The sequence below is a fragment of the Clostridia bacterium genome (assembly GCA_035561135.1).
Classification (GTDB): domain Bacteria; phylum Acidobacteriota; class Terriglobia; order Terriglobales; family Acidobacteriaceae; genus DATMYA01.
This window is the reverse complement of sequence record DATMYA010000038.1, coordinates 1-12,583: the sequence shown is the minus strand read 5'-3', so window position 1 is coordinate 12,583 and position 12,583 is coordinate 1. Positions and strand designations below refer to the sequence as shown.

Annotated in this window: 7 protein-coding genes; 3 read left to right on the top strand and 4 right to left on the bottom strand. The window is 59.6% G+C overall.

The window, feature by feature from the left end; genetic code table 11:
• The 4 genes from VN622_07720 to VN622_07705 all read right to left on the bottom strand — a co-directional run.
• The coding region (locus VN622_07720; protein HWR35740.1) for a putative Ig domain-containing protein at positions 1 to 4,028 on the bottom strand (4,028 nt) is incomplete at its 3' end.
• 1 nt (position 4,029) lies between these two features.
• Positions 4,030 to 4,215 (bottom strand): hypothetical protein, encoded by a 186-nt coding sequence (locus tag VN622_07715; GenBank protein ID HWR35739.1) that lies wholly within the window; start codon positions 4,213 to 4,215, stop codon positions 4,030 to 4,032.
• The gene (locus VN622_07710) at positions 4,193 to 4,516 is read right to left on the bottom strand and encodes a hypothetical protein (GenBank protein ID HWR35738.1); all 324 of its coding nucleotides are present in this window, start codon (positions 4,514 to 4,516) and stop codon (positions 4,193 to 4,195) included. The genes VN622_07715 and VN622_07710 overlap by 23 nt, the downstream gene beginning before the upstream one ends.
• Positions 4,517 to 4,596: 80 nt before the next feature.
• Complete coding sequence (locus tag VN622_07705) at positions 4,597 to 5,304, bottom strand: carboxypeptidase-like regulatory domain-containing protein (protein ID HWR35737.1); 708 nt, start codon at positions 5,302 to 5,304, stop codon at positions 4,597 to 4,599.
• 1,780 nt (positions 5,305 to 7,084) lie between these two features.
• On the opposite strand from VN622_07705, the gene VN622_07700 reads away from it, so the two are divergent.
• The 3 genes from VN622_07700 (at position 7,085) to VN622_07690 (ending at position 12,464) form a co-directional block, all read left to right on the top strand.
• Positions 7,085 to 7,690, top strand: coding sequence for a carboxypeptidase-like regulatory domain-containing protein (locus VN622_07700; GenBank protein HWR35736.1), 606 nt, complete (start codon positions 7,085 to 7,087; stop codon positions 7,688 to 7,690).
• 503 nt (positions 7,691 to 8,193) lie between these two features.
• Positions 8,194 to 8,493, top strand: a complete 300-nt coding sequence (locus VN622_07695) for a hypothetical protein (protein HWR35735.1) — start codon at positions 8,194 to 8,196, stop codon at positions 8,491 to 8,493.
• Between the two features lie 2 nt (positions 8,494 to 8,495).
• A complete protein-coding gene (locus VN622_07690; protein ID HWR35734.1) occupies positions 8,496 to 12,464 on the top strand; it encodes a putative Ig domain-containing protein in 3,969 nt (1,322 codons plus the stop codon).
• Positions 12,465 to 12,583: the final 119 nt, after the last annotated feature.

Genomic DNA, 12,583 nt, shown 5'->3' with positions numbered 1-12,583 from the left:
ACAGCCGGTGGAGGTGCCGGCACGGTACTGAAGGACCAGACTGCCGAGTCCGGAGATGCGCCATCACTGTTTCTGGCGACGATCTTCCAGGAATAGGCAGTCCCGGGAGTGAGAGCACTACCGGGAACATAACTATTCCCGGCTACGTTGCTCGCGAGAAGGGCCGGCGGGTTGCTGGCCCCCAGGTATACGTCGTATGACGTCGCCCCGGTTGCCGGCATCCAGGTCAGCGTTGGTGACAGCGCCTGGTCGGTAGCCGAGTTCGTCGGCACCGAGAGTGTCACGGCCGGCGGTGGCGTACCGGTGGTGAAGGACCAGATGGCGGAATCCGGTGCTGTCCCGCCGGCGTTCTTCGCAACGATTTTCCAGAAGTATGCCGTTCCCGCATTGAGCGTAGGCGACGTGTAGGTCGTGCCACCAAGGTTGCTCGCGGCGAGCGACGGCGGGTTGCTGGTCCCTAGATACACGTCGTACGCGGTAGCGCCGGTTGTGGCCGACCAGGTCAGTGCCGGCGCAAGTATCTGATGCGTTGCACCATCAGCCGGTGCCGCCAGCGATACGGCCGAAGGCGGTGGAGGCACGGTTGTGAACGACCAGCTAGCAGAATCGGGAGAGGCACCGCCAGGATTCTTCGCGACTACTTTCCAGTAGTAGAGCGTTTCTTGGCTCAGAGCAGTGCCTGGTGTATAGCTCGTCCCGGAGATGTTGCTGGCCACCAGCGCCGGAGGATTGCTGCTCCCCAAGTACATGTCGTAGGATGTCGCACCAGCGGCAGTTGCCCAGGTCAAAGTTGGAGAGACGGGCTGCGCAGTTGCTCCGTTTGCAGGCGCTGACAGCGATACGGCCGCTGGGGCGGGCGGCACCGTCGTGAACGACCATGTTGCCGAGTCCGGAGACGAGCCACCGCTGTTCTTCGCAACGACCTTCCAGTAGTACACCACGCTGGTCCCCAGAGCAGGACTTGGAGTGTAACTCGTTCCTACTACATTGGCTGCGGCCAGCGCCGGTGGATTGCTGGTGCCGAGGTACACGTCATACGCCGTCGCTTCCGCAACGCCCGACCATTCCAGAGTGGGCGAGAGTGCTTGGGCCGTGGCCCCGTTCGCAGGCATCGCAAGCGACACGGCTGGCGGCGGAGGGGGCACCGTGGTAAAGGACCAGATAGCTGAGTCGGGTGAGGAGCCGCCGCTGTTCTTGGCAACGATCTTCCAGAAGTAAAGTGTGCTGGTGGCGAGCGCAGCACCCGGGATGTAACTCGTCCCTCCCACATTGCTGGCCGCCAACGCCGGCGGATTGTTAGCTCCCAGGTACACGTCGTATGCCGTTGCTCCCGCTACCGGCGTCCAAACCAGCGTGGGCACAAGAGCCTGCCCCGTCATTCCGTTTCCTGGCCCCGAAAGCGAGGCGGCCGGTGGCGGTGGAGGCGGGGCGATTGTGATCGAGAGGCCCCTGTCAGCTATCTGCGCAGTTGGCGAAGTCGAATCCGTTGCCCGGAATGTCACGCTGGAGGTTCCCGCTGTTGTGGGTGTCCCGGTGATCGCGCCGTTGTCTGCATTCAAGGTCAGCCCCGCTGGAAGAGCACCCCCGATAATCGCCCAATTATAGGGAGCCGTACCGCCGCTGGCAGACAGCGCCTGAGAGTACGCACCCGAAACCTGCCCATTTGGCAGTGAGGCGGTCGAGATGCTCAGCGCTGGAACGATGGTGATCGCGAGCGCCTTGGTTGTCGTCTGGGGAGTGGGTGATGTAGCGTCGGTTGCCAGAACGGTGAAGTTCCAGGTCCCCGATCCGGTCGGTGTGCCGCTGATCGTCCCATTCGCGGCGAGGGATAGACCACTTGGCAATGACCCGCTGGCGAGGCTCCAGGTATACCCGGGAGTACCGCCTGTCGCGTTTAGCGTTTGCGAGTATGCCGTTCCTGCAACTCCCCCCGACAGCGCGGACGTGGTGATGCTCAGGGCCGAAACGACGCTGATCGTGAGGGTCTGAGTTGCGGTCTGCGGCGTCGGCGTCATTGAATCGGTGGCCCGGACGGTGAAGCTCGCCGTACCTGCCGCCGTCGGCGTGCCGCTGATCGTACCATTCGAGCCAAGGGATATACCGCTCGGTAATGACCCGCTGGCAATGCTCCAGAGATACCCCGGAATGCCTCCCGTCGTGACGAGCGTTTGCGAGTACGAAGACCCTACAATTCCTCCCGGGAGTGCGGTCGTGCTGATGGTCAGGGGCGCCACAACAGTAGTGGTCGCGTGTGGCCCGCTCCAGTTCGCGATCGCGCCGTTTAGGTCTTGCGCCCACAGATAGGCCTTAATCGGGTTCCGCGTGATCGCGTTCGACCGAAACATCAGTCGTAGGTTCGCCGTCACGTCGGTACTGTTCGGATATGTGAAGTTGCTATTGGCTACGTCCACTTGGCACTGGCTGTTAGCGAGAGTGTTGGCGCTGCCCATCGTGTAAGCAGTTCCCCAGTTACCACCAGCGTCACTATTTAACTGGATGGTATTGGCCCGGTGGTTGAACAGGAAGTAACAGGCATAGCTCCCGTCTACTCCGTAGTTCATTAAGAGGTGCCAGTAGTTAATCGTTGCGCGTCCGTCAGCATCGCGCACCGTGGCTGCAAGGTTGAACGAAGTGCCGTAAGGGACATTGGCGGGGACGCCTGAGACACTCACCGTGGCTGGAGCAGTGTTGGCGTAATACGTCACCGACATGGAGGTGCTCCCCCAGATACCAAAAGCGTGATAATAAGGGTCACCCCAAAAGTCGTAACAGGAGAGATACATCCTAATAGTGGTAACACTCGTACCAAACAGTCCCAAATGCTCCATAGTAAACGTTTTACTTGTAATCGCGCCGTAGTCATAGGCACCGTACAAATCACCAACGTAGAAGGCTTGGTTCGTTCCGATGGGATTGCTGTTGGTGTACCAGAAATACGGGAGGTTGGCGTCAGAGAAGGCTCTGTCATCGACGTAGCCTCCACGAAGGCTACAGCCCGATATATTGGTAAAGGTGGTGTCTCTGACTAGCGTTAAGGACGCTGATGTCACGGACCCAGCAGGATAAGGAGTTGCAAACCGGATCACGGGCTGTTCCTGCCTCCACGCAACCGGGAAACCTTCCTCGTTAGTCTGGGTGACAGCCGATACCGCCGACATGTTGGTAAGAGACGACCAGCGCAAGCTCGTCAGGGAATCTTTTACCCCAGACATCGTGCCTTGCGAGGACTTGTACACTGTGACCGTAGTAGACGGGTCGATGTGGTACGGCATTGCGGCGTCGGGTAGGGCCGCATCGGAGCAGGTAGACGACAACGCCGTAGAGTCTACCACCCAGGCTCCACAGGGGTAGCGTACGCCGTCCGCGCCCACCATCACCGCACGGCTGATCCGTAGCGGTGCGGGGCTGGTCACCCCACCGTCGGCATCGACCGTTAGCGGGCGGCTGCTCTCGTAGGAATAGCTGAACGTGCGGTTGCCGCGAGTGGAGATCGGCCCACTCTCAAAGGTGTACCCACGCTCCTCCACCAGCAAGGTCCACGGGAGCGAACCATGCGTGTAGGAGAACTGCATCCCAGCCTTGTAATCTACTTTTGGAAAATCAAGCTCCAGCCAGTCCTGAACACCCGTGTCGGGGTCAACGTAGTACTGACCCAGGATGGTTGCGTTGCCACTAGGACGGACCAGAACCTGCACCCCTGTGCCTGTTAACTCCCAGCCTGACGGGATCTTACGCAAGACAGGGTGGACAGGCTTCCAAGATCCAGTCGCGTCCTTGTAAGCGACTGTATCGCCAAGGATTGCGAAGTTCTGCCTGCGTCCTGATTCGTCCAGTGGCAAGTCGTACTCCACCCGCCCCCTACTATGCCGTTCCGGTGCTTCCACGGCACCAGGGTGCTGCGCGAGTGAGTTCAGCGCCGTGCCGATGTGTTCGGCTACTTTCTCGGCTGGCGCACGGTCCAGACCGATGAGGCCACGCTGTGCAAACATGGCCGTCGCCATGCAGGCAAGAATTATTAGGTGTCTCATGTTAGTAAGAAGTGGTGTACGTGATTGCGGCGTTAATCCGCTTGGCCGTTCCCGCAGTTGCCCACATTCCCACGAAGTAGCCCACGGGAATCGAGGCGTAACCGTTCAGGCCGGTGCTGGCTGTCCCGTTACATGCCAAGGGAGCGTTTAGCATGTCGCCACCGTCATTGCGCCGAAACTGGATCACTCCATTTCCTGTCTCGTCCCAGCAGACGACGCCTTCGCTTCCACTTGCGATCCTCGTCCTTGTAGGTCAGATGGCGGCCGAACATCGCCACCCTCTCGGACCCGTTCTGCGAGACTCGAAAGTGCATAGCGCCAAGTCCGCGCTTCTCTTCCAACTCGCTTGCCCCGGGATGCTTCTTGAAGATCGCCCCGCTGGGGGACGGTCCGCGGTGGAGGGTCTTCTGGGCACGGCCTTCGAGCCCAAGCGGAACCTGAGCGGTCAAACTGAAAACGAACAGCAGTGCACAAAGAATTCGTCTCATAGTAGATACACCGTGCCCAATTGGCCTGCGCGCCGCTATTCCCGATCCGTTGACCAAGCACCCAATCAATACAGAGTCAGCTAAGGCGTTTTTGAGTCCTTGATGGTCAGGCTGACCACCTTCGGTTCCTTATCCTTGCTCCGCACTAATGGCATATGCTTCCCGTTGGGCTCGACTTCGGCACCCGCTTGATCGACAATCGTCGCTCCGCGCACGACAACGTAGAGGGAAGCTGCGGCTTCGTCCGCCGGGACGAGGAGTTGATAATCTCTCCCCTTGGCGTCCGTGCTCCGCATTTGCAGTGGTTGGAAGAGACGTCGGGGCGTGAAGACGCCCATCAGCACCTTGGGCCCGGATTGCTTGCCAGAGATAGTTTGCCCCAGAACCTTGCCCGGATCATCCAAGCGAACCTGCAGTGGGACTGCTTTCTTCATCACTACCCTGGCACCCGTGGCAGCATCGCCCTCCCCAACCTGTACGGTCAAAGGATGCGCGGACCAGATACACGGGTCCAGATACACCAAATCCTCGACCGCTGCGCAGATCGTATATACGCCGGCGGTCAAGCCGGGTATCAGAAACGCACCGTCCTCGGCGGCTTGGGCGCGTCCGCCAACGGCAGGCAGTGTGTCCCGAATGGCGCTAACGATAGCAGCAACCGGCTTTCCGTCGTCTCCGACGACCGTACCAGCGATACTGGCACTGGTCTGACACAGCGCAGCAGGTAATCCCAAGAAGGATACGGCAATTCCAAGAACTACCACTAAGGTAATAGTCGATCGCGACACCAACGCCTCCGATGACCCACAGGTACACGTCTGATTACACGTGGAGTATGGCCAACGACGTCGGTGGGCGAGCGACTAGATTGACCGGCGCATGTTCTACGCACGCTCCTTAACGGAACGCTCGCAATGCGCCGGCACTAAGTCCATTCAGACCGACAGGTCGCCGATAATCCTCCCGATTACTGCCATATTTCAGCGAAGTTAACACGCTATCATGCCAAGGGCTCGGCTGCAACAATAAAATACGAGTTATTGCGGTAACGTCTGGGCTTTGCCTGTTGGAGTTTGCCGTGCTATCTGCGGGCAGCATTACACTCGCACCAACCCGCCCTACATATGTAGTTGCAGCTACTGCGTTCCACCTTCAGAACAGGCCTTGTAGCCACAGATACTTACGAGTACCTTTGTAAAACGCGGATAGCCGCGCAATGTTCCGGAAGTGGAACACGCAAGCGACGGTAAATCGAAAACTTGCGGCGCAAAAAACAAAATTAGGGACGCGAAAGGCTGACGCAAGCTCGCGAGTCCTGTCCCCAGGGGCGGGGCTATTGCACGAAACTGGGCACACGTCAACGCGAAACCGTGAGCAGCTGTGTTTGAGCCTGCCTGTAGCTCTTATGAAATCTAAAGGGCTTCGCAAATACCGTTCCGCTGCCGTTTTCATCCGGTGCTAACCCGTGCTGAGGCACTGCATGTTCGATAAATCTTCGGCGGCTCTGCTGCTGAGCGGGGTTCGGCGATTCATCTGGTGGCCCGGCGCCCGAGGTTAACAACGTGCAGCTTGCGAGGGGGATTTTGAGAATGGCGGGGTTGGAAACCTCGAACCGCTCTCCTTGCGGATGGAAGGCGATCCGTATTCAGATCGTCTCGTAATCCTTCGTAAGGACCTCCCGGCTAAGCAGGGAGGCCATGAGAGCAGTCACCCTTTGCTGGCCGCTAAAAGGAATTCAGGACGTTGCTTCGTCTAGGCGCGGTCTCGTACTGCATACGTTGTTGCCAATGAAGTGGGCCAGAAGAGGAATCCTACGCGGATCCCAAACTGGTCACGGTATGATGCTCCGGGCGGATCCGGGTGGAGTTGCCGTAGAGGACGGCCGGCATAAGGTGAATTCCGCAGTGTGAAATCCGGACCATTGGGGATCCATCCGTAAAAAACGGATCACGCTCTCGATTTCGGCTTATACCGTATTTCGGCTTATACCGTCGACAATTGTGACGTGTGCCGCCGTGCTGTTCCGGTTCCGGAACAAGCGACGTAGGCATCAGTTTCCTCTTTGTCTGCGTAACTCGGTATAACTACAGTGTCTGTTCTGTATTCGGAACACCACGACTGCAACATTATCTCGTCGATCTGGCTGCAGGAGCGCGACTTGACTACGGCGGGTGCGCACTAATGACGACACGTTCCTCTACCCGTAACGCTAATTTATCGTAGTTTCTCCTTGCGCGACAAACACAAGGCATGATAAGTTTTACAATTCGTTCAATCATTATCTGTAACGTGGAGAGGATTATCGGCGATCTGTCCGCCTGACTGAGATTAGTTGCGACGCATTGCGACCTCCGCAAGCATGCGCTTACCATGCGCCGCCGGTCCATAGGGAGAACGCTCGTCGATATGGTTAGTCATACTCCACGTGTGGTGATATGTGTACCTGTGCGCCATAGGAGGCTTTGCGTGTCGCGATCGACTTTAATTCCCACGATAGTCCTTGGAATTACCTTGTCATTTTTGGGATTACCGGCTGCTCTGTGTCAGACAAATGCCAGTGTTGCTGGCATGGTAGTCGGAGACGATGGCAAGCCGGTTGCCGCGATTGTCAGCGCGATTCGGGACACTTTGCCCGCCGTTGGTGGGCGCGCCAAAGCCGCCGAGGACGGCGCTTTTATGATTCCGGGCCTAACCGCCGGCGTGTATACGATCTGCGCAGCGGTCGAGGATTTAGGGTATCTGGACCCGTGTATCTGGTCCGCGCATCCTTTGACCGTACAGGTTGGGGAGGGCGATGCTGCCACGGATGCCAGGGTAGTGATGAAGAAAGCAGTTCCACTGCAGGTTCGCTTGGATGATCCGGGCAAGGTTCTGGGGCAAACTATCTCTGGCAAGCAATCCGGGCCCAAGGTGCTGATGGGCGTCTTCACGCCCCGACGTCTCTTCCAACCACTGCAAATGCGGAGCACGGACGCGAAGGGGAGAGACTATCAGCTCCTCGTCCCGGCGGACGAAGCCGCAGCTTCCCTCTACGTTGTCGCGCGCGGGGCGACGATTGTCGATCAAGCGGGTGCCGAAGTCGAGCCCAACGGGAAGCATATGCAATTAGTGCGAAGCAAAGGTCAGGAGCCACAGGTGGTCAGCCTGACCATCAAGGACTCAAAAACGCCTTAGCTGACTCTGTATTGATTGGGTGCTTGTCAAGGGATCGGGAATAGCGGCGCGCAGGCAATTGGGCGCGGTGTATCTACTATGAGACGAATTCTCTGTGCACTGCTGTTCGTTTTCAGTTTGACCGCTCAGGTTCCGCTTGGGCTCGAAGACCGTGCCCGGAAGGCCCTCCACCACGGACCGTCCCCCAGCGCGGCGGTTTTCAAAGAGCATCCCGGCGCAAGCGAGGTGGAAGAGAAGCGCGGACCTGGCGCTATGCACTTTCGAGTGTCGCAGAACGGCTGCGAGAGGGTGGCGATGTTCGGCCGCCATCTGATCTACAAGGACGAGGATCGCAAGTGGAAGCGAACAGAGCCCGGTGCTATGTTCCACCTCGCGCGGCTGAGCCCAGCCATCTCCCGATTCATCACCGATAACGGCGATGGCTCCTACCGCAAATCCAGCACGGAGCACGCCTCCCAGGCCATCTTCAAACGCGCCGGACCGGCGACGCCAGTTGGACATGGGTGGACGACTACATCGCACTACCCACCGGCGTCGTCCAGTGGGGCGTCTTCACTCCACGCGCCGCGAACGCGACCATCACCAGCGTCACCTGCTGGGCCGATACCGGGGATGCCGTGATCCATCTGCGACGCAACGACGGCGGCGACATGCTGAACGCCCCCCTGGCATGCAACGGGACCGCTGGCACTGGTCTGAACAGTTACGCCTCGATTCCAGTGGGGTACTTCGTCGGGATGTGGGCGACGGCTGGCACCGCGAAGCGGATCAACGCGGCGATTACTTACAGGACGGCATATTGACCATGAGATACCTCATACTTCTCGCCTGGACGGCGACGGCGATGTTTGCCCAGCGTGGCCTCATCGGCGTGGACCGCGCGCCAGCCGATAAGGTAGCCGACCACATTGGCGCTGCACTGAGCGCACTCGCGCAGCACCCCGGTGCCGTGGAAGCGCCGGAACGGCATGGCCCGGGACGGGTGGAGTACGACTTGCCGCTGGATGAGGCACCGGCAATTACACCAACCCCTGGGGCCACAGGCGGCAATAGTAGACCAGGGCGGCAACGTCTGGCGATCACCGGCCCCGCTGTCGCTTACAAGGACGCGGCGGGAGCCTGGAAGCCTGTCCATCCCGTGTTGAGTAAAATTCCGTCAGGCTGGGATTTAACAGGCACCGGGGTCGAGGTCCTGGTCCGGCCGAGCGGCAACGCAACCATCCTGGGCCAGTATTACGTTGACCCGGACACGGGTGTTCAGGACTGGCTGGAGCTTGATTTCCCGAAAGTGAACTACCAGGCTGGGATGCAGTTCTCTTACACGCATGGTTCGCTCCCGTGGACCTTGCTGGTGGACGAGCGAGGGTACACCTTTGAGAGCGGGCCGATCTCCACCCGTGGCAACCGGACGTTCAGCTATCCCTACGGCAGCAGCCGCCCGCTAACGGTCGATGCCGACGGCGGGGTGACCAGCACCGCACCGCTACGGATCAGTCGTGCGGTTATGGTGGGCGCGGACGCTGTGCGCTACCCCTGCGCCGCCTGGGCGGTGGGCACGACCTCCCTGTCGTTCGCGTGCAACGATGCGGCTCTGCCCGCCGCTGCGCTGCCATACCGCATCGACCCGTCTACTACGGTCACAGTGTACAAGTCTGCGTTCGGTACGATGAGTGGAGTAAGGAATTCCCTGACGAACTTGCGCTGGTCAGGTTTTACTGGCATGGCGGCGATACAATTTGCCAACCAGCTTAACGAGGAAGGTTTTCCGGTTGCGTGGGAAGAGAGCCAGCCAGTGATCCGGTTTGCAACTCCCTATCCTGCTGGGTCCGTGACATCAGCGTCCTTCACGCTAGTCAGAGGCAGCACCTTTACCAATCCATCGGGCTGTAGCCTTAATGCAGGCTACGTCGATGACAGAGCCTTCTCTGACGCCAACCTCTCGTATTTCTGGACCACCACTAGTAATCCCATCACAACTGCGGCCCAAGCCTTCTCCGCTGGTGATATATACGGTGCCTACGACTACGGCGCGCTTACAAGCAAAACATTTGCTATGCAGCATTTGGGGATGTTTGGCACGAGTTCTACCACGATTAGAATGTATCTCTCCTGTTACGACCCGTGGGGAGCGCCCTCCTACTACCACTCTGTGAATTTCACGGCGAGCACCTCCATGTCGGTGACGTATAACGCCAACGCTACCCCCACCACGGTGAGCGTCTCCGGGATCCCGGCCAATGTCCCTTACGGCGCTTGGTTCAACCTTGCAGCCAGGGTGGGCGATGCTGACGGACACGCCAACATCAACTACTGGCACCTCTTAATGAACTACGGGGTAGACGGGAGCTATGCCTGTTACTTCCTATTCAACCACCGGACCAATACCATCCAGTTAAATAATGACGCTGGTGGTAACTGGGGTCCAGCCTACGTCATGGGCACCGCCAACTTCCTCACCAATAGCCAGTGCCAGGTGGACGTTGCCAATAGCAACTTCACGTATCCGAACAGTACCGACGTGACGGCGAACCTCCGACTGATGTTTCGGCCGAACGCGATCACGCGGAACCCGATTAACGCCTATCTGTGGGCGCAAGACCTAAACGGCGCGATCGCGAACTGGAGCGGGCCGCACGCGACCACTACCGTTGTGGCGCCCCTGACTATCAGCACGACCGCACTCCCGGGAGGAATTGTAGGGTCTTCGTACTCGCAAACGCTCGCCGCGGCGGGAGGCATTCCGGGGTATCTCTGGAGCATTGCCAGCGGGTCATTACCGAGCGGTCTATCCCTTGGCTCGAATGGTACGATCAGCGGCACGCCGACGGCGGCAGGCACGGCGAGCTTCACCGTCCGGGCCACCGATTCAATGACGCCGACGCCGCAGACCGCAACTCAGAACCTCACGATCAGCGTCGTTTCGGCCCTGAGCATCACCACGTCCGCGCTGTCGGGGGGAACTGCAGGAACGGCATACTCGCAAACGCTAAACGCGACCGGCGGTACTCCCGGGTATACCTGGAGCCTCGCCAGCGGGTCATTGCCAAGTGGTCTATCCCTCGCCGCGAATGGGGCGATCAGCGGCACACCGACCGGATCGGGGACCTGGAACTTCACCGTTCTGGCAACCGACTCTACATCACCCACTCCCCAGACGACAACTAAGGCGCTCGCGATCACCATCGTTTCAGCGCTCAGCATCTCGACCGTCTCACTGCCAAATGGTCAGGTTTCGAGTGCGTACTCTCAGGCGCTGTCTGCCAGCGGCGGTACGGCTCCCTATGGTTGGGCGATTATCGGGGGTGCTCTTCCAGTGGGACTGACCTTGAATGCAGGCAGCGGCGCGATCACCGGGACACCCACAACAGCCGGAACGTCCAGCGTGACATTCCGGGCAACGGATTCGACTTCGCCAACTGCGCAGATAGCTGACAGGGGCCTCTCGATCACAATCGCCCCACCTCCACCGCCACCGGCTGCATCGCTTTCTGGGCCAGGCAACGGGGCAACGGGGCAGGCTCTCGTGCCAACACTGGTTTGGGCGCCAGTCACGGGCGCAACGGGATATGACGTGTACCTGGGGGCCAGCAATCCGCCGGCTCCGGCGGCGAGCAACGTGGCAGGTACGAGTTACACACCAGGTTCCACTCTTGGCACCAGCACGCTCTATTACTGGAAGGTGGTCGCGAAGAACAGCGGCGGTTCCTCGCCCGATTCGGCCACATGGTCCTTCACCACGGTGCCTCCGCCGCCGCCAGCCGTGTCGCTTGCGACGCCTGCGAACGGGGCCACGGCCCAGGCACTCTCACCCACCCTGGAATGGTCGGGCGTTGCGGAAGCGACCTCGTATGACGTGTATCTCGGCACGAGCAATCCACCGGCGCTGGCCGCAGCCAATGTAGTAGGAACGAGTTACACTCCAAGTCCTGCTCTGGGGACCAGCGCGGTGTACTACTGGAAGGTCGTTGCGAAGAACAGCGGTGGCTCGTCTCCCGACTCGGCAACATGGTCGTTCACGACGGTGCCGCCCGCCCCAGCGGCCGTATCGCTGTCAGCGCCTGCAAACGGAGCAACTGCGCAGCCCGTCTCTCCAACTTTGACCTGGGCAGCTGCCGCTGGTGCGACATCCTACGACATGTACTTGGGGAGCAGCAATCCTCCGGCGCTAGTGGCCAGCAACATCTCCGGGACGAGCTATACACCAGGCACTGCTCTGAGCAGCGAGACGCTCTACTACTGGAAAGTAGTCGCGAAGAATCCTGGCGGTGCCTCTCCCGATTCTGCTACCTGGACGTTCACTACCGTCCCTCCACCGCCTTCGGCCGTATCGCTGGCGGCGCCGACGGACGTCGCAACGCATCAGCTTCTTTCGCCGACACTAACGTGGTCGCCAGCCGCCGGAGCTACCGCTTACGACTTGTACTTAGGGACCAGCAATCCGCCCTCGTTGATAGCGAGCAACCTCGGAGGAACAAGCTACACGGCGTCCTCTCTCAGTGCAGGCACGGCCTATTTCTGGAAGGTCGTTGCGAAGAACGCCGGCGGGACAGCACCGGATTCCGCCATCTGGTCCTTCACCACTGGTACGCCACCGCAGGCCGTGACACTCTCAGGGCCGACGAACTCGGCTACCGACCAGGCGCTGTCACCAACGCTGACCTGGATGCCGGCAGTCGGGGCGACGTCCTACGACGTATACCTGGGGGCCAGCAACCCGCCGGCCCTTCTCGCGAGCAACGTAGCCGGGAATAGGAGAATGCCCGTTAAAGCGTAGAAAGTAGCGACTCTCGCACCCGAAGGCGTGATAGCCTTCGAGTGATTTTCTGCCAAGAAAAAGGAGAGTCGCTATGAAGAAACGATACCAGATCGACCAACAACGAGCGGTGCAGCAGT